Source organism: Phenylobacterium sp., from assembly GCF_041920015.1.
Taxonomy (GTDB): domain Bacteria; phylum Pseudomonadota; class Alphaproteobacteria; order Caulobacterales; family Caulobacteraceae; genus Phenylobacterium.
The window spans coordinates 46,579-62,540 of the sequence record NZ_JAYRST010000002.1 but is presented as its reverse complement, the minus strand read 5'-3'; the positions used below and the strand labels follow the sequence as shown (position 1 = coordinate 62,540).

The 15,962-nt window shown below is 69.2% G+C and carries 20 protein-coding genes; 10 read left to right on the top strand and 10 right to left on the bottom strand.

All coding sequences use genetic code 11. From position 1 onward, the window contains the following. The first annotated feature begins 111 nt into the window (after positions 1 to 111). The gene (locus tag ACE3TL_RS00930) at positions 112 to 741 is read left to right on the top strand and encodes a UdgX family uracil-DNA binding protein (RefSeq protein ID WP_374576778.1); all 630 of its coding nucleotides are present in this window, start codon (positions 112 to 114) and stop codon (positions 739 to 741) included. On the opposite strand, the gene ACE3TL_RS00925 is transcribed toward ACE3TL_RS00930, so the two are convergent. From ACE3TL_RS00925 to ACE3TL_RS00905, 5 genes are all read right to left on the bottom strand, one after another. Further along, positions 738 to 1,391, bottom strand: coding sequence for a TetR/AcrR family transcriptional regulator (locus ACE3TL_RS00925; protein ID WP_374533595.1), 654 nt, complete (start codon positions 1,389 to 1,391; stop codon positions 738 to 740). The genes ACE3TL_RS00930 and ACE3TL_RS00925 overlap by 4 nt on opposite strands. 55 nt (positions 1,392 to 1,446) lie before the next feature. Continuing rightward, on the bottom strand, positions 1,447 to 2,622 hold the full coding sequence (locus tag ACE3TL_RS00920) for a VWA domain-containing protein (RefSeq protein WP_374533594.1): 1,176 nt from the start codon (positions 2,620 to 2,622) through the stop codon (positions 1,447 to 1,449). Positions 2,623 to 2,732: 110 nt separating this feature from the next. Then, entirely contained in the window at positions 2,733 to 3,113 is a 381-nt protein-coding gene (locus ACE3TL_RS00915; RefSeq protein ID WP_374576777.1) for a MerC domain-containing protein, read from the bottom strand. Between the two features lie 127 nt (positions 3,114 to 3,240). Beyond that, positions 3,241 to 3,735 carry a recombinase family protein gene (locus ACE3TL_RS00910; RefSeq protein WP_374576776.1) on the bottom strand — a complete coding sequence of 165 codons (495 nt, stop codon included), beginning with the start codon at positions 3,733 to 3,735 and terminating at the stop codon, positions 3,241 to 3,243. A gap of 150 nt (positions 3,736 to 3,885) precedes the next feature. Continuing rightward, on the bottom strand, positions 3,886 to 4,425 hold the full coding sequence (locus ACE3TL_RS00905) for an N-acetyltransferase family protein (RefSeq protein ID WP_374576775.1): 540 nt from the start codon (positions 4,423 to 4,425) through the stop codon (positions 3,886 to 3,888). 33 nt (positions 4,426 to 4,458) lie between these two features. Between ACE3TL_RS00905 and ACE3TL_RS00900 the strand changes: the two genes are divergently transcribed. From ACE3TL_RS00900 to dxs, 5 genes are all read left to right on the top strand, one after another. Then, entirely contained in the window at positions 4,459 to 5,385 is a 927-nt protein-coding gene (locus ACE3TL_RS00900; protein WP_374576774.1) for a histone deacetylase family protein, read from the top strand. Positions 5,386 to 5,421: 36 nt separating this feature from the next. After that, the gene (locus ACE3TL_RS00895) at positions 5,422 to 6,039 is read left to right on the top strand and encodes a histidine phosphatase family protein (RefSeq protein WP_374533589.1); all 618 of its coding nucleotides are present in this window, start codon (positions 5,422 to 5,424) and stop codon (positions 6,037 to 6,039) included. A gap of 66 nt (positions 6,040 to 6,105) precedes the next feature. After that, complete coding sequence (locus ACE3TL_RS00890) at positions 6,106 to 6,348, top strand: exodeoxyribonuclease VII small subunit (protein ID WP_374533588.1); 243 nt, start codon at positions 6,106 to 6,108, stop codon at positions 6,346 to 6,348. A 1-nt stretch (position 6,349) separates the two neighbouring features. After that, complete coding sequence (locus ACE3TL_RS00885; RefSeq protein ID WP_374576773.1) at positions 6,350 to 7,228, top strand: polyprenyl synthetase family protein; 879 nt, start codon at positions 6,350 to 6,352, stop codon at positions 7,226 to 7,228. Between the two features lie 19 nt (positions 7,229 to 7,247). Then, positions 7,248 to 9,167, top strand: a complete 1,920-nt coding sequence (dxs, locus tag ACE3TL_RS00880) for a 1-deoxy-D-xylulose-5-phosphate synthase (protein ID WP_374576772.1) — start codon at positions 7,248 to 7,250, stop codon at positions 9,165 to 9,167. A gap of 3 nt (positions 9,168 to 9,170) precedes the next feature. Here dxs and ACE3TL_RS00875 read toward each other — a convergent pair whose 3' ends face one another. Genes ACE3TL_RS00875 through flgF form a run of 5 tightly spaced genes read right to left on the bottom strand, consistent with a single transcriptional unit; the run spans position 9,171 to position 12,734 of the window. Beyond that, positions 9,171 to 9,683, bottom strand: coding sequence for a hypothetical protein (locus ACE3TL_RS00875; RefSeq protein WP_374576771.1), 513 nt, complete (start codon positions 9,681 to 9,683; stop codon positions 9,171 to 9,173). A 21-nt stretch (positions 9,684 to 9,704) separates the two neighbouring features. Next, positions 9,705 to 10,436 (bottom strand): flagellar basal body L-ring protein FlgH, encoded by a 732-nt coding sequence (gene flgH / locus ACE3TL_RS00870; RefSeq protein WP_374576770.1) that lies wholly within the window; start codon positions 10,434 to 10,436, stop codon positions 9,705 to 9,707. 11 nt (positions 10,437 to 10,447) lie between these two features. Beyond that, positions 10,448 to 11,191, bottom strand: coding sequence for a flagellar basal body P-ring formation chaperone FlgA (gene flgA, locus ACE3TL_RS00865; RefSeq protein ID WP_374576831.1), 744 nt, complete (start codon positions 11,189 to 11,191; stop codon positions 10,448 to 10,450). 2 nt (positions 11,192 to 11,193) lie between these two features. Beyond that, entirely contained in the window at positions 11,194 to 11,982 is a 789-nt protein-coding gene (flgG, locus tag ACE3TL_RS00860; protein ID WP_374576769.1) for a flagellar basal-body rod protein FlgG, read from the bottom strand. 14 nt (positions 11,983 to 11,996) lie between these two features. Continuing rightward, positions 11,997 to 12,734 (bottom strand): flagellar basal-body rod protein FlgF, encoded by a 738-nt coding sequence (gene flgF, locus ACE3TL_RS00855; protein WP_374576768.1) that lies wholly within the window; start codon positions 12,732 to 12,734, stop codon positions 11,997 to 11,999. A gap of 216 nt (positions 12,735 to 12,950) precedes the next feature. On the opposite strand from flgF, the gene ACE3TL_RS00850 reads away from it, so the two are divergent. From ACE3TL_RS00850 to ACE3TL_RS00835, 4 genes are all read left to right on the top strand, one after another. Then, positions 12,951 to 13,532 carry a flagellar basal body-associated FliL family protein gene (locus tag ACE3TL_RS00850; protein WP_374576767.1) on the top strand — a complete coding sequence of 194 codons (582 nt, stop codon included), beginning with the start codon at positions 12,951 to 12,953 and terminating at the stop codon, positions 13,530 to 13,532. Positions 13,533 to 13,607: 75 nt separating this feature from the next. Further along, positions 13,608 to 14,657: a flagellar motor switch protein FliM gene (gene fliM, locus ACE3TL_RS00845; protein ID WP_374576830.1), complete on the top strand. Its 1,050-nt coding sequence runs from the start codon at positions 13,608 to 13,610 to the stop codon at positions 14,655 to 14,657. Beyond that, on the top strand, positions 14,654 to 15,148 hold the full coding sequence (locus tag ACE3TL_RS00840; RefSeq protein WP_374576766.1) for a DUF6468 domain-containing protein: 495 nt from the start codon (positions 14,654 to 14,656) through the stop codon (positions 15,146 to 15,148). Before fliM ends, ACE3TL_RS00840 begins: the two co-directional genes overlap by 4 nt. Continuing rightward, positions 15,148 to 15,960 carry a MotE family protein gene (locus ACE3TL_RS00835; RefSeq protein ID WP_374576765.1) on the top strand — a complete coding sequence of 271 codons (813 nt, stop codon included), beginning with the start codon at positions 15,148 to 15,150 and terminating at the stop codon, positions 15,958 to 15,960. The genes ACE3TL_RS00840 and ACE3TL_RS00835 overlap by 1 nt, the downstream gene beginning before the upstream one ends. Positions 15,961 to 15,962 lie beyond the last annotated feature (2 nt).

Genomic DNA, 15,962 nt, shown 5'->3' with positions numbered 1-15,962 from the left:
AGGCGCTGGTCGCCCGCCGGTCGAGACGGCGGGCGCTCAAGCCGGGGCGGAGGAACCGCTCGGCGGGCCGGCTCATTCCAGTTCGGACCGTCGAACGCGGACATCCTGACCATGGCGCGCGCCGCATCCTCCTCGCCTCCCGAAGCGGACGTCCCTGCGACCCTGGAGGCGGTCGCCGCCGGCGTCGAGGCCTGCCGCCGTTGCGAGCTGTGGCGCGAGGCGACCCAGGGCGTGGCGGGCGAGGGCGGGGCCCAGGCGCGGCTGATGCTGGTGGGCGAGCAGCCGGGAAACCAGGAAGACCTCGCCGGGCGGCCGTTCGTCGGGCCGGCGGGGCGCCTGCTGGACCGCGCGCTGGAGGAGGCGTCGGTTCCGCGGGGCGAGGCCTATGTCACCAACGCGGTGAAGCATTTTCGCCATGAGCAGCGGGGCAAGCGCCGCATCCACCAGACCCCGACCGCCGCCCACGTCTCGGCCTGCCGCTGGTGGCTGGACGCCGAGCGGGCCATCGTGCGGCCGCGGGTGATCGTGGCCCTGGGCGCCACCGCGGCGCTGGGCGTGTTCGGCAAGGCGACGGCGATCGGCAAGTCGCGCGGGCGGGCGCTCCAGTTGCCCGACCAGGCCCAGGCGATCGTGACCTATCACCCGTCATTCCTGCTGCGGGCGCCGGACGAGGCGAGGCGCAAGGCGCTCTATGGCGGGTTCGTCGAAGACCTGCGGCTGGCCTGGAAATTGGCCGGCTAGGCCGAGAAGCCGGCCTCGGCGAAGTCGAGCATGCGCCCCAGCAGGCCGTCCGTGTCGCCTTCGCGGGTCGCCCCGTCGGACAGTACGTGCAGGCGGTCGAACTCGGCGAAGCGGTTGTTGTGCACCATGCCCAGGCAGAAGTGCAGCCGCCAGTAGACGGTTTCCGCCGGCAGGTCCGGGCGCGCCTTGATCAGGGCGTCGGCGAAGCGGGCCAGGTGGCTGACGTCCTTGGCCAGCGCTTCGCGCATCTCGGCGGTGCCTTCGCTGCGCGAGCGGATGATGAACTGGATCGAGATGCGCCGGTCGTTCTCGAGCGAGCCCCAGCGCAGGGGCGGGGCGAACAGCGCCTCGAGGATGTCGCGGACCGGCGGGTCGCCGTGATGGCGGTCGTTGGCCTCGTGCAGCATCCGCGCCCGCTCGCGGTTCAGCTCCGCCGTCCGCCGGCGGAAGATCTCGAACAGCAGGGCGTCCTTGGAGCCGAAGTGGTAGTTCACCGAGGCGAGGTTCACCCCCGCGGCGGCGGTGATGTCGCGGACCGAGACGTTCTGGAAGCCGTGGAGGGCGAAGAGCCGCTCGGCGGCGCAGAAGACCGCCGCCTTGGTGGCGGCTTCGTTGGTCTCTTCGGGTTCGTTGGCCTGGGCGGCGTCCACGGGCGAATCTCTCAAATGTCCCCACACCTTAGCAGGTGTCGGGCGATGCGGAGCGTTAGCGTGCCAGCTCCTTCATCGCCTTTTCGAGGCCTTCCAGCGTCAGCGGGAACATCCGGTCGTTCACCAGTTGCTTCATCACCTCGATGGAGGGGGTGTAGTCCCAGTGCCGCTCGGCCGTCGGGTTGAGCCAGACCATGTGTTCGTAGATCTGGGCCACGCGGTCCATCCACACCGCGCCGGCCTCCTCGTTCCAGTGCTCGACCGAGCCGCCCGGATAGGTGATCTCGTAGGGGCTCATCGTCGCGTCGCCGACGAAGATCACCTTATAGTCGCTGGAGAACTTGTGGAGGATGTCCCAGGTGTTCAGCTTCTCGGCGTGACGGCGGCGGTTGTCCTTCCACACGTGCTCATAGAGACAGTTGTGGAAGTAGTAGAACTCCATGTTCTTGAACTCGGACCGCGCGGCCGAAAACAGCTCCTCGCAGATCTTGATGTGGCTATCCATCGAGCCGCCGATGTCGAAGAAGATCAGGACGCTGATCTTGTTGCGGCGTTCGGGCCGCATCTGGATGTCCAGATAGCCCTTCTCGGCGGTGCCGCGGATCGTGCCGGGCATGTCCAGTTCGTCGGCGGCGCCGTCGCGCACCCATTTGCGCAACCGGCGCAGGGCGACCTTGATGTTGCGGGTGCCGAGCTCGACCGAGTCGTCGAGGTTCTTGTACTCGCGCTTGTCCCAGACCTTGATCGCCTTGCCGTGGCGGCCCTTGTCCTGGCCGATGCGGATGCCTTCGGGATGATAGCCGTTGGCGCCGAAGGGCGAGGTGCCGCCGGTGCCGATCATCTTGTCGCCGCCCTCGTGCCGCTCCTTCTGTTCCTTGAGGCGTTCGGCCAGGGCCTCCATCAGCTTGTCGAAGCCACCCATGGCCTCGATCTGGGCCTTTTCCTCTTCGGTCAGGAACTTCTCGGAGATCTTGCGCAGCCATTCGGCCGGGATGTCGGCCGTGCCCACGCCCTCGACCTTTTCCAGGCCCTTGAAGACGTGGCCGAACACCTGGTCGAACTTGTCGAGGTTCTTCTCGTCCTTCACCAGGGCCGAGCGCGACAGGTAATAGAAGTCGTTCACCGACCGGTCGATCGCCGCCTTGTCGAGCGCCTCCATCAGCATGAGGTACTCTTTCAGCGTCACCGGCACCTTGGCTTCGCGCAGCTCGGTGAAAAAGCGCATGAACATGGCGGGCTTCCAGTCGCAGACGAACAGACGTTTGACTTGCGAAGATGGGGCCCCGAACTGCGGTTGTCCAGCGTGCCCTTGCGTCGGGCTTCAGCCTTCGAAAGAGCGCGTCAGCAGCCCGGCGCGGCCGGATCGGCGTGCCGCCGGCGCCAGTTGAGCAGGTGCGCGCCGGCCAGGAACAGGCTGCCGCAGACCGTGATCGGCGTCTCCAGGCGATGCGAGGGCCAGTGCGCCGCGCCCAGGGCCAGCAGGGCCAGGCCGATCAGGGAGAGGATGAGGATCGGGCCCGACTGACCCCGCCGCCACAGGGCCAGGGCCGACAGCGGCGCGGCCACCGCCACCGCGGCGGTGTGGACCCACTCGGCCTCCGCCCAGGTCGCCAGCAGGGGGGAGGAGGCGGCGACCAGGGGGAGGGCCAGGCAATGCACCAGGCAGAGGCCGGACAGGCTGACGGCCGAGGCGTCCAGAAGGGACCTTGAGGCGGTTTTCACTAAGGACCCTCCGAGGGGTGGACACACTCGACCGTCGCCGTCGCGACGACGTCGATGTAATATTATAACATAATGTCCGCAAGGGGGATCGAGCAGCCGAGGCCGCCGCCCAGGTCGCCGAGAGGATTTAGGCCGTCGCTTCCTTGAGCTTGCGCCAGACGGTCATGCGCGAGACGCCCAGCCGCCGGGCGATCTCGACCGGGCCGACGCCCGCGGCCTGCAACGCGCGGATGTCTTCGGCCGGCGCGCCCTTGCGGCGGCGGCTCGTCCACGGAGGTTCGAGTTCGGCGACCGCGCCCAGGGCCGCGCGCAGCGCCCGCCCGCCCTCGCCCTGGCTGCAGAGATCGGACTGGGCGACCAGCAGGCTGGCGCCCCGGGCCTCAAGCCGGTCCAGCACGTCGAGCAGTTCGCGCCCGGAGGTTCCAAGGTGGCTGAGCCGGGTGACGACCAACTGGTCGCCCTCGGCGATGAAATCGATGATGGACGTCAGAACCGACGACTCATCGCCCGCGGGGCCGGCCGGTTCCTCGGCGCGGACCACGTGGCATCCGTCGGATTTGAGCTTCGCCGTATCCTCCGCCGAGCGCGGATCGCGCAGACGGACATATCCAATCTTCAACATCCCACCCGTCGCCAATCAGCTACGTCGATGATCGCCGGGGAACCTGACAAAACGCGGCCGCAGCGTCAAAGACCGGGACGTTAAATCGAAGCAATATTTCTCTAAGCGAGATGAGAGATTCAGCGAACCTCGCAAGGCTTCGCCGGCTTTTCATCCCTTGGTGGAACCGGCGTGCGCGACACGCCTCAGAATGAATTCGCGATCCACCGTGTTTCCGACTTGGAATCCGTATTCGCCGACCTTCTCGAAGCCGTGGCGGGCGTAGAAGCGCCGGGCCCCGTAGTTCTCCGACCAGACGCCGATCCACAGGTCGCGGGGGCCGTCCTGCTCCAGCCAGGCCATGACCTCGTCGAACAGCCGCCCGCCGACGCCTCCGCCCTGCCACGGCTTCAGAAGATAGAACCGCTTCAGCTCGCCGCTGGCGGCGGCGACGTCCGGATGCGGAAGCTCGCAGGGGCCGGCCAGGGCGTAGCCCACGGCCTGGCCGCCGGCCTCCACGATCCATTGCGCCTTGCCGGGATGGGCGAGGTCGGCGCAGGTCCGCTCCAGGCTGTAGGCCTGGTCCAGAAAGGCGCTCAGGTCCTGCGGCGGATAGAGATGGGCGAAGGTCTCGGTGAAGGTGCGCGCGCCCAGTTCCGAAAGGGCGGCCGCATCGGAAAGCTGGGCGCGGCGGATAACGGGTGGCTGCATTTGGGCGCTGGGCGTGTTTAGTCTACGATTCCAATGGACGTCGCTCTCTATACCCATCTCGACATGCTCGGCCATCGTCCCGGCGACTGGCATTACGAGCGGCCCGAGCGGCTGCGCGCGGTGCTGGACGCGCTGGCAGACGACGCGACCCTGAGGCTGGAGCGGCGCGAGGCGCCGCCCATCGCCCAGGCCGATCTGCTGCTCGCCCATCGCAACGCCTACGTCCAGGCTCTGATCGAGGCCGCGCCCCAAACCGGCCTGCTGAAGCTGGACGAGGACACCTACATGTCGCCGGGCAGCCTGAACGCGGCCCTGCGCGCCGCGGGGGGAGTGGTCCAGGCGGTCCGGGACGTCGCCGCCGGCGAGGTCGAGCGGGCCTTCTGCGCCGTGCGCCCGCCGGGGCACCATGCGGAACCGGCCCTGCCCATGGGGTTCTGTATCTTCTCCAACGTCGCCATCGCCGCCCGCGCCGCCCAGCAGGCGGGCCTGCGGAAGGTGGCGGTGGTCGACTTCGACGTCCACCACGGCAACGGCACCCAGGCGGTGGTGAGCGGGCGGGAGGACCTGTTCTTCGCCTCGGTGCAGCAATGGCCGATGTGGCCGGGCAGCGGCCATCCTTCCGAGCCTGTCCCCGGCAATATCCGCAACGCCGTGGTGTCGCCCGGCGCCTCGCGCGAGGCCTGGCGGCGCGAGTTTTCCGGCCTGATGCGCCACGTGGACGCCTTCGCGCCCGACCTGATCGTCGTCTCGGCCGGCTTCGACGCCCACGCCCGCGATCCGGTCAGCGATTCGAGCCAGAACCTGGAGGCCGAGGACTTCGAGTGGGCCACGCGGGCCATCCTCGAGGTGGCGCGGGCGCATGGACGCGGGCGGGTTGTTTCCTCGCTCGAGGGCGGGTACGACCTAGAGGCTCTAGGCCAGTCGGCGCTTGCGCATGTTCGGGCTCTCTCGCAGGGGTAAGGGCGAGGTCGGCGCGCGTTCCGGCCTTCAGACGAAATGGCCGACGCTTTGACCGCCGACCTCCCGAAAACCGGCAGCATGCGCTCCGGGGCCATCGTGCTCGCGCGGCATGGGGAGCCGGACATCCACCGCAAGGTGATGCTGAACGCCCACGGCTATCGCGAATACTGGAGCCGCTACGAGCAGCTCGGCATCCGGCCGGGCCAGCAGCCGCCGGCGACCCTGATCGAGCAGACCGCCCGCGCCGGCGTCATCATCTCCTCGGTCCGCAACCGTTCCATCGAAAGCGCCCTGGCCCTGGCCGCCGGCCGCGAGTTCTCGCGCACGCCCCTGTTCGTGGAGGCGCCGCTGCCCCCGCCGCACTGGCCGCGCTTCGTGAAGATGTCGCCCAAGTTCTGGGGCTTCATCGCTCGGGTCTGGTGGTGGTTCTTCAACCATCACGAAGGCCAGGAAACCCGGCGCGAGGCCGAGGCGCGCGCCGAGCAGGCGGCCGACATGATCGTGCAACTGGCCAGCGAGGGGCGCGACGTGGTGGTGCTGGCGCACGGCTTCTTCAACTTCATGGTCGGGCGCGCCCTGCGGCGGCGCGGCTGGCGCCTGACGGCCAACCAGGGCTGGAAGTACTGGTCGACCCGGCGCTACGAGCGGCGTTAGGGACTTGCCGCATTGCCGGGGGCGCCCCCGGTCACTAACCTGCCCGCTTTCGAGGAATCCAAAAGCATGGCCGACGCCGCCGACATTGACGCGCTCTCCTTCGAACAGGCCCTGGCCGAGCTGGAACGTATCGTCGGCCAGCTCGAATCCGGCCAGGCGCCCCTGGAACAGTCCATCGCGCTCTACGAGCGCGGGGCCCTGCTGAAGGCCCATTGCGAAAAGCGCCTGGAGGCTGCGCGCCTGCGGGTCGAGAAGATCGTGGTCGGTCAGAACGGGCAGGCGGGCGTCGAGCCGGCCGAGTTCAACTGACATGGAGATGGCCGCCCGCGTCGCCGAAGCCGCCGACCTCGTCACGGTGGCTCTGGACGAGCTGCTGCCGCGCGCCGAGGGGCCCGAGCAGCGGCTGACCGAGGCGATGCGCTACGCCGCCCTGGGCCCGGGAAAGCGCCTGCGCACCTTCTTCGCCATCGAGACCGGCCGCATGTTCGACCTGGACGACCGGCCGGTGCTGCGCGCGGCCTGCGCCCTGGAATGCATCCAGGCCTACAGCCTGATCCACGACGACCTGCCCTGCATGGACGACGACGACATGCGGCGCGGACGGCCGACCGTGCACAAGGCCTATGACGAGGCGACCGCCGTCCTGGCCGGCGATTCCCTGCAGACCATGGCCTTCGAGATCCTGGCCGATCCCGACACCCATCGCGATGGAGCGGTACGCGCCGAGCTCGTGCTGAAGCTCGCCCAGGCCTCGGGCGCGCGGGGCATGTGCGGCGGCCAGATGATCGACATGCTGGGCGTGCGCGACGACCTGGGCGCGGTGGCGCGGATGCAGCGGCTGAAGACCGGCGCCCTGATCGCCGTCTCCTTCGAGCTGCCGCTGATCATGGCCCGCGCCGGCGAGGCCGAGCGCCACGCCCTGATGGGGTTCGCCCAGGACATCGGGCTCGCCTACCAGATCGTCGACGACCTGCTCGACGCCGAGGGCGACAGCGAGGCGATGGGCAAGAAGGTCGGCAAGGACGCCGAGCGGGGCAAGGCCAACTACGTCACGCTTCTGGGGGCCGATGCGGCCCGCCAGCGGCTTGCAGTGCTCAAGGAGCAGACCAAGGCTCACCTGGATCCGTTCGGCCCGCGCGCGGATTTCCTGCGGGCGAGCGTCGATTTCGTGCTAGATCGCCGAAACTAGTTCAAGAAAACCCGACAATATGGCTCCCGTCACTCCGCTGCTCGACAAGGTCAAACACCCACGTGACATGCGTGGATTCAGCACCGCTGAACTGCGCCAGCTCGCCGATGAACTGCGCGCGGAGATGATCGATGTTGTATCGCAGACCGGCGGACACTTCGGCGCCGGCCTCGGCGTCGTCGAGCTGACTGTCGCGCTGCATCATGTCTTCGAGACGCCGGAAGATATCCTGATCTGGGACGTCGGCCACCAGGCCTATCCGCACAAGATCCTGACCGGCCGCCGCGACCGCATCCGCACCCTGCGCCAGGCGGGCGGGCTGTCGGGCTTCACCAAGCGCAGCGAGAGCGAATACGACCCGTTCGGCGCGGCGCATGCGGCGACCTCGATCAGCGCCGCCCTCGGCTTCGCCGCCGCGCGCGACGCCGCCGGCCGCTCCAACAGCGTGGTGGCCGTGATCGGCGACGGCTCGATGAGCGCGGGCATGGCCTACGAGGCCATGAACAACGCCTGCCACACCACTCGCGGCCAGCTCACGGTCATCCTCAACGACAACGACATGTCGATCGCCCCGCCGGTGGGCGGGATGAGCGCCTATCTCGCCCGCGTGGTGTCGGGCGGCGGCTATCAGTCGCTGCGCAACCTCGGCAAGTCGGTGGCCAAGGTGCTGCCCCGGCCGCTGCAGGAGGCCGCCCGCAAGGCCGAGGAATACGCCCGCGGCATGGTCACCGGCGGCACCATGTTCGAGGAACTGGGCTTCTACTATGTCGGGCCGATCGACGGGCACGACCTCGACGCCCTGACCGCGGTGCTGCGCAACGTCCGCGAGATCAAGGACAAGCCGGTCCTGGTCCATGTGGTCACCCAGAAGGGCAAGGGCTACGCCCCGGCCGAAAGCGCGGCCGACAAGCTGCATGCGGTGGCCAAGTTCGACGTCATCACCGGCCAGCAGGCCAAGGCTGCGCCGGCCGCCCCGACCTACACCAAGGTCTTCGCCCAGGAACTCATCAAGCAGGCTGAGAAGGACCCGAAGATCATCGGCGTCACCGCGGCGATGGATTCCGGTACGGGCCTCGACCTGTTCGCCAAGCGCTTCCCCGACCGCATGTTCGATGTCGGCATCGCCGAGCAGCATGCGGTGACCTTCGCCGCGGGGCTGGCCGCCGACGGGATGAAGCCGTTCTGCGCGATCTATTCGACCTTCCTCCAGCGTGGTTACGACCAGGTCGTCCATGACGTGGCGATCCAGGGCCTGCCGGTGCGTTTCGCCATGGACCGCGCCGGCCTGGTCGGGGCCGACGGCGCGACCCACGCGGGCTCCTTCGACATCGGGTTCATGGGCGCCTTGCCGGGCATGGTGCTGATGGCGGCGGCCGACGAAGCCGAGCTGGCGCGCATGGTCGCGACCGCCGTGGCCATCGACGACCGCCCCTCGGCCTTCCGCTATCCGCGCGGCGAGGGGACGGGCGTGGCGATCCCGGACATCGCCGAGCCGCTGGAGATCGGCAAGGGCCGCATCGTGCGCGAAGGCTCGGCCGTCGCCATCCTGTCGTTCGGCACGCGCCTGGCCGATAGCCTCAAGGCGGCCGACATGCTGGCCGCCCGCGGCCTGGCCGCCACCGTCGCCGACGCCCGCTTCGCCAAGCCGCTCGACATCGAGCTCGTCCTGCGCCTGGCGCGCGAGCACGAGGCCCTGATCACGGTGGAAGAAGGCGCCATGGGAGGCTTCGGCGCCTTCGTACTCCAGGCGCTGGCCCAGCACGGCGCCCTCGACCGCGGTCTGAAGGTGCGGACTCTCGCCCTGCCCGACGTCTTCCAGGACCAGGGCAAGCCGGAGGCGATGTACGCCGAGGCGGGGCTCGACGCCGAAGGGATCGTGGCCGGCGCGCTTTCCGCCTTGGGCGTCGACAACGCCGCAGCCGCGGGCCGGCGCGCCTGAAGCCTACTTGCAGGCCCCGAGGAATTTCCGAACCTGGCCCTTGGGCGCCGGCGGTGGCTGAAGCGTCTCGCCGATCGCGTTCAGAGTGATCGCGCCGCTCTTGCGGAAGGCGGCGGCGAAGGGCGCAAGGGTTGAAAACTCGGCTGTGGCCGTCGTTCCGCCGGTGATCTCGTTGACGCGGCCCTGACCGCGCAGATTCAGCGACGCAGCCTGCGAGGTGAGGACGACGCTCATCGGCCAGGGTTCGCGCACGCCGGCCTTGTCCACCCAGGCGCCTCCGACCTGATCCACGCCCAGTTGCGCCGAAAGGTCGGCGACGACCTTCACCTGCCCCGACTTGCGCGTGCAGAAAAAGGCGATCGGCTGGTCGTCGGTGTCCGGCGCGCCGAAGTGCAGCGCCGCCTCGGCGTCCTTCGGCGTCTCCACGCTCCAGACCCGCTCGGGAGCCTGGGCTCGAGCGGGGGTCTGGGCGGCGGCGGCGATCAGGGCGAGCAGGAGGGCGGCGGCAGGCTTCATGCCGGCCAAGCTAGCACCGGCTCAGAACGGCTGGAACCGCTCCACCAGCGATTGGCCGCCCGGCACTTTCTGCACCCGGCTGATGTCGCCGCGGCCGCCATAGCTGATCCGCGCCTCGGCGATCTGGGTGTGGCGGATGGTGTTGGCCGAGGAGATGTCCTCCGGCCGCACGATGCCGGCGACGGTGAGCTGGCGCAGCTCGGCGTTGGTGCGGACCTCCTGGGTGCCCTGGATCACCATGTTGCCGTTCGGCAGGACGTTGGTGACCACCGCGGCGATGGTCAGGGAGATCTTCTCCGAACGGGTGACCGCGCCCGTCCCGGTGTTGTTCGAGGTCGAGTTGGTGTTGATCGCGTTGGCGGGGTCGAACCCGCCGGGGAAAAAGCGGCCGAGGCTCGATTCCAGGCCGAAGAAGTTGTCGACGCCAGCCTGCACCCCCGAGCTGCGGCTGCTGGTCGAGGTGTTCTTGGTCTGGGCCGAGTCGTCGATGTCGATCTGGACGGTCAGGATGTCGCCCACCCGGTTGGCGCGCTGGTCGATGAAGAAGGCGCGCGCGCCGGTCCGCCACAGCGAATTGGCCGAGGCCGGCGTCGGGGTCGGCTCGCGCGCCGAGACGAAGCTCGGCGCTTCGCGGGCGACGAGTTGGGCCGGATAGCCGACCGGCGCGAGCTCGGGCCCCTTCACCGCCTCCTTGACGGTCGAGCAGGCGGCCAGCGGGGCCAGGGCGAGGACGGCGAGAAGCGAGAGGCGCATGGGCGTTTTCCCTAACGAAGCGCGTACTGGGCGCGGGGCAGGGCCCGCATCTGGTCGGCGGCGGGGCCGACCAAGGCCTGACCGGGGCCGCTGGCCACGGCCGAGATGACCTTCTTCGAGGCGGTGTTCTGGACGGCGAAGCTGTCGCCCAGCGCCGCGCCGGCCATCGCCTTGGCCTGGAGGGCCAGAGAGATCCCGTCGTTCTCGTAGAGGACGGTGATCATCTCGCCTGCCTTGATGACCTGGGGAGCGGAGACGTCGCGGGCCGAGACGGCCGCGCCTGCGCGCAGCGGGCGGCGCGCCGCCAGCCCGATCACCATCTCGGCGTCGCCGGGCGCGTCGGCCGGCGCGGCTGCGACCTTGGCCCAGACGAGGTCCTGCGGCTGGACGATCTCGCCGGCCGCCAGGCTGCGGGCGTAGGTCAGCACCTCGACATTGACGCGCGAGACGCCGGCCGCTGCGACGGCGGCGCTCGGCGCGCCGCGGACCACGATCCGGCGAAAGCCCTCGGCGTTGGCCCAGTCCAGGCCCGCCCGGCGCGCCGCGCCCTGCACGGCTGCGGCGTCCAGCACCGCCGAAGCCCCCGGCTTGGCGGCGACCGGGACCTTGCCGGCCGCGCCCGCGCCTTCGAATAGGTCGCCCAGCGTGATCACGCCGTCGCTGTCGAGCGGCTCGGCCTTGAGGACCACCGGCGTGCCGGCCAGGGCGGGGGCGGCGATCAGGGCCGCGGCGGTGGCGATCAGCAGGCGCTTCATGATCATGACCGGATGTTGCTGGCGGTGCGCAGCATCTCGTCGGCCGAGGTGATGACCTTGGAGTTCATCTCATAGGCGCGCTGGGCCACGATCAGGGCGGTGATCTCGCTCACCGCATCGACGTTGGAGGCTTCGGTATAGCCCTGGTTCAGCGTGCCGGTCCCGTCGATGCCTGGGGCAGCGACGGTGGGCGCGCCCGAGGCGGCGCTTTCCTTCAGGAGGTTGTCGCCGATGGCGTCCAGGCCCGCCTCGTTGACGAAGGTGGCCAGCTCGATATTGCCCACCACCTCCGGCTGGGTCTGGCCCGGGCGGATCGCCTGGACCTGGCCCGACTTGGAGATCGAGATGTCGGTGGCGTCTTCCGGAATGGTGATCGCCGGTTCGATCAGATAGCCGTCCTCGGTGACGAGCTGGCCCTGATTGTTGGGCGAGAAGTTGCCGGCGCGGGTGTAGGCGATGGTCCCGTCCGGCATCATCACCTGGAAGAAGCCGCGGCCGGTGATCGCCACGTCGAACTTGCCGCCGGTGGCGGTCATGTTGCCCTGTTCGGTGATGCGGTAGACCGAGCCGGTCTTGACACCGCCGCCCACCTGCACGCCGGTCGGCACCACATTGCCCTGGTCGGACGACTGCGCGCCGGCCCGTTCGATGGTCTGGTAGAGCAGGTCCTGGAACTCCGCCCGCTGCTTCTTGAAGCCGACGGTGTTCATGTTGGCGATGTTGTTGGAGATCACATCGACGTTCAACTGCTGGGCGGCCATGCCCGTCGCGGCGGTGCGGAGCGCTTGCATCGGTCAGCTCTTCCTTAGTTCACCTTGCCCATCCGCTCGACCGAGCGGCGGGAGAGTTCGGCGTTGGCGTCCATCATCTTGGTGATGGACTCATAGGCGCGGGTGATCTCGATCATCCGGGTGACTTCCGAGATCGGCTTGACGTTGGAGCCTTCCAGCATCCCCTGCTGGATCACCGACTCCGTGGCCGGGATGGGCTGGGCGTTGGAGCTGTTGCGGAAGCGGTTCTCGCCGACCTTCTCCAGCACCGACAGCTCCTGGAACTGGAAGAGGCCGACCTTGCCCAGCCGCTCCTGACCCTGGCTCACCACCCCGTCCTTGGCGATGCTGACCGGGCCGAGCTTGGGGTCGATGACGATGTCGCCGCCGCCTTCGTCCAGCAGGGCCGCGCCGTCCTCGGTGACCAGGCGCCCGTCGCCGTCCATGTGGAAGCGGCCGTCGCGGGTGAACTGCTCGCCGTCCGCGGTGCGCACGCGGAAGAACCCGTCGCCCTGGATGCCGAGGTCGAAGGTCGCGCCGGTGGAGCGCAGCACGCCCTGGCCGAAATCGCGCCCGACGCTGCGGTCGATCACGAACTTCACCGGCCGCGGCGCGCCGGCCGTGTGGGCGGGGGCGGCCGGCTCGGTCTCGACCATCAGGTTTTCGACCTTGAAGCCGGTGGTGTCCATGTTCGCGATGTTGTTGGCCACGATGTCGAGTTCTCGGCGCAGGGTCATCTGGCGCGAGAGTCCGACGTAGAGGGCGTTGTCCATGGCGAGGCTTAACCTGCGGCGTTTTCGTCGCCGCCTGCGCTGCAAGGATCGGGCCAGTCTGAAAGCTGAATGAAATCAGCGGGAAATAAAGTTAACGCCCGCCGCCCGGCGCTTTTTGCCCGGCACGAAAATCGCGCTCGTTAACACCTGTTAAAAACTTGTCCTTAACCATGCCTGGGTCATGAGACGGGGATAGATTCTAAGGAGCGCGCGGGCGTGGCCAAGGACAAGGTGAAAGAGGCCGACGCCGACGCCCCCGAAGGCGAGGAGGGCGAGGCCGCGCCCAAGAAGAAGCTTTCGCCGAAGATCCTGATCATCGCGGGCGTCGCCGCGGCCCTGGTGCTGGGCGGCGGCGGGGCCGGCGCCTTCTTCCTGCTCAAGCCCAAGCCCGAGGCGGCCGCCGGCAAGGCGGCGAAGAAGGAACGCAAGAAGGACGACAAGAAGAAGGGCGAGGGCGACAAGCCGGTCGGCGAGGTGCGCGAGGGCCCCGACGGCGTGCTGTTCTACACCATGCCTAGCATCGTGGTGAACATGCAGACGGCCGACGGCCGCACGACCTTCCTGAAGCTCAAGCTGACCCTGGAGGCGCCCGATCAGGATACGGTCGACGCCCTGGAACCCAACATGCCCAGGCTGCAGGACATGTTCCAGACCTTCCTGCGCGAACTGCGGCCGGAAGACCTGCAAGGCTCGCAAGGCTCCTACCAGCTTCGGATGGAGATCCAGCGGCGCGTCAACATGGTGATCGCGCCGGCCAAGGTGAACGCGGTGCTGATCGAGGAGATGCTGATCAACTGAGGCCCTTGGGCCTCGGGCGGCGAACGACGCATGGGCGACGACGAACCTCAGATCATCGGCGGGCTGCAGGGGGCGATGAACCCCGACGACCCGGCCACCTGGCCAAATCCCGACGACGCCAAGATCGACGGGATGCTGGGGGCCGAGCGCATCCTGAACCAGGACGAGATCGACAGCCTGCTGGGCTTCGATCTCTCCGACGAGGAGGCGGCCGAGCGCTCGGGCATCCGGGCGATCATCAATTCGGCGCTGGTGTCCTACGAACGCCTGCCGATGCTGGAGATCGTCTTCGACCGCCTGGTGCGGCTGATGACCACCTCCTTGCGCAACTTCACTTCCGACAACGTGGAAGTGAGCCTCGACAACATCTCGTCGATCCGCTTCGGCGACTACCTGAACTCGATCCCGCTGCCGGCCATCCTCTCGGTCTTCAAGGCCGAGGAGCTCGAGAACTACGGCCTGCTGACCGTCGATTCCAACCTGATCTATTCGATCGTCGACGTGCTGCTGGGCGGGCGCCGCGGGACGGCGGCCATGCGGATCGAGGGGCGTCCCTACACCACCATCGAGCGCGTCCTGGTCCAGCGGATGGTCGAGGTGGTGCTGGCCGACGCCCGCGCCGCGTTCGAGCCGCTGACCCCGGTGACCTTCACCCTCGACCGGCTGGAGACCAATCCGCGCTTCGCCGCCATCGCCCGGCCGGCCAACGCCGCCATCCTGGTCAAGCTGCGCATCGACATGGAGGACCGCGGCGGCCGTATCGAGTTGCTGCTGCCCTACGCCACGCTCGAACCGATCCGCAAGATGTTGCTGCAGCAGTTCATGGGCGAGAAGTTCGGCCGCGACAATATCTGGGAAAGCCATCTGGCGACCGAGCTCTGGACCACCCAGCTCGACGTGCGCGCGGTGCTGGACGAGCATGAATTGCCGCTGCGCCAGGTGCTGGACCTGAAGGTCGGCGACACCCTGCTGCTCAACGCCACCCCCGACAGCCAGGTCGAGCTGCGCGCCGGAACCGTGCCGCTGACCCGCGGCCGGATGGGCCGGCGCAACCACCACATCGCCGTGCGGGTCGAGGCGCCGCTGTCGCCCCACGCCAGAAAAGCCATTTCGAGGTTCAAATGAGCGCCATCGCCATCGGCATGAACCTGATGCTCGCCGGCCTGCTGGCCGCGGCCCTGGTCATGGGTTACCGCCTGAATGCGCGTTTGAAGGCGCTGCGCGAAAGCCACGAGGGCTTCGCCAAGGCCGTGGCCGAGCTCGACGCCGCCGCCGCCCGCGCCGAACAGGGCCTGGCCGACCTGCGCGCGGCGACCGACGAGGCGCACGACGCCCTGGCCGACCGCATCGGAAAGGCCCGAGCCCTGACGGCCCGGCTCGACCGCCAGCTCCAGGGCGCCCCGACGCCTCGCGCCGACGCGGTTTCAGAAAGCGATGTCGAGCGCGTGACCCACCGGCTCGGCTCCCTGCTGTCGGCCGCGCGCGAACCGCGCCCGCAGCGCGAGCCGCCGCGCCGCGAGGCGCCGGCCTTCCAGGCTCGCCCGACCTTCGACGACGATCTCTTCGATGGGCCCGCCGAACCCGCGCCGCGGCGCGCCCGGGCCGGAGTCCGCTGATGCAGAACATGCCTCGCATCCTGCCCCTGGTGGGCGTCGCCATCGCCGGCGTGATCGGGATCAACGCGCTCTCGGGCGCTCAGACCCTGCCTGACCTGGTGTCCGGCGCCCGCGCCTTCGCCGAGGAGGCCGCCAAGGGCGTGAAGAGCGCGGCGGCGCCCGCGGACGACAAGGCCGCCACCGGCGAGGCCAAGGACGCGGCCGCCAAGGTTCCGGGCCTGCCGGCGGCCAAGCCTGCCGCCGTCTGTGCGCCCACCGCCGCGGAACTGGCCAAGGAGGCGGGTCTCTCGCCGGCCGAACTGCAGGCGCTGCAAAGCCTCGGCGCGCGCCGGGGCCAGCTCGACAAGCGCGAACAGGACCTCGACGTGCAACTGGCCCTGCTGGCCGCGGCCGAGGCCAAGCTGGACGCCAAGATCCAGGCCCTGACCGGCATGAAGGGCGATATCGCCAAGCTGATGGTCGACGCCGACGCCAAGGAACAGGCCGAGATCGACCGCCTGGTGAAGGTGTTCGAGCTGATGAAGCCCAAGGACGCCGCGCCGCGGATGGTCCTGCTGGACGACGCCGTCCGCCTGCCGGTGGCTGCGAAGATGAAGGAGCGCGCGCTCTCGCCGATCCTGGCCGCCATGCCGCCGGCCGAGGCCAAGAAGCTGACCGAGGCGCTCGCCAGCCGCTTCGCCGAGGTCAAGAAGGTTGCGGCCGCCGCTCAGGCCGTGGCCGGTCCGCCCGCGCCGGCGGCCGCCAAGCCTGGCGCCCAGGCCGCCGCCCCGGCTGCGCCGAAGCCCGCCGCGCCGCCCGCCAAGGCCGGCTGAGC

Coding starts and splice junctions, on each gene's coding strand:
- fliM (WP_374576830.1), top strand. CDS start 13,608: ATGAACCCCGACGACCCGGCCACCTGGCCAAATCCCGACGACGCCAAG.
- flgG (WP_374576769.1), bottom strand. CDS start 11,982: ATGCAAGCGCTCCGCACCGCCGCGACGGGCATGGCCGCCCAGCAGTTG.
- ACE3TL_RS00920 (WP_374533594.1), bottom strand. CDS start 2,622: ATGTTCATGCGCTTTTTCACCGAGCTGCGCGAAGCCAAGGTGCCGGTG.
- ACE3TL_RS00885 (WP_374576773.1), top strand. CDS start 6,350: ATGGAGATGGCCGCCCGCGTCGCCGAAGCCGCCGACCTCGTCACGGTG.
- ACE3TL_RS00930 (WP_374576778.1), top strand. CDS start 112: ATGGCGCGCGCCGCATCCTCCTCGCCTCCCGAAGCGGACGTCCCTGCG.
- ACE3TL_RS00910 (WP_374576776.1), bottom strand. CDS start 3,735: ATGTTGAAGATTGGATATGTCCGTCTGCGCGATCCGCGCTCGGCGGAG.
- flgA (WP_374576831.1), bottom strand. CDS start 11,191: ATGAAGCGCCTGCTGATCGCCACCGCCGCGGCCCTGATCGCCGCCCCC.
- ACE3TL_RS00905 (WP_374576775.1), bottom strand. CDS start 4,425: ATGCAGCCACCCGTTATCCGCCGCGCCCAGCTTTCCGATGCGGCCGCC.
- ACE3TL_RS00875 (WP_374576771.1), bottom strand. CDS start 9,683: ATGAAGCCTGCCGCCGCCCTCCTGCTCGCCCTGATCGCCGCCGCCGCC.
- ACE3TL_RS00895 (WP_374533589.1), top strand. CDS start 5,422: ATGGCCGACGCTTTGACCGCCGACCTCCCGAAAACCGGCAGCATGCGC.
- flgH (WP_374576770.1), bottom strand. CDS start 10,436: ATGCGCCTCTCGCTTCTCGCCGTCCTCGCCCTGGCCCCGCTGGCCGCC.
- dxs (WP_374576772.1), top strand. CDS start 7,248: ATGGCTCCCGTCACTCCGCTGCTCGACAAGGTCAAACACCCACGTGAC.
- ACE3TL_RS00900 (WP_374576774.1), top strand. CDS start 4,459: ATGGACGTCGCTCTCTATACCCATCTCGACATGCTCGGCCATCGTCCC.
- ACE3TL_RS00890 (WP_374533588.1), top strand. CDS start 6,106: ATGGCCGACGCCGCCGACATTGACGCGCTCTCCTTCGAACAGGCCCTG.
- ACE3TL_RS00835 (WP_374576765.1), top strand. CDS start 15,148: ATGCAGAACATGCCTCGCATCCTGCCCCTGGTGGGCGTCGCCATCGCC.
- flgF (WP_374576768.1), bottom strand. CDS start 12,734: ATGGACAACGCCCTCTACGTCGGACTCTCGCGCCAGATGACCCTGCGC.
- ACE3TL_RS00840 (WP_374576766.1), top strand. CDS start 14,654: ATGAGCGCCATCGCCATCGGCATGAACCTGATGCTCGCCGGCCTGCTG.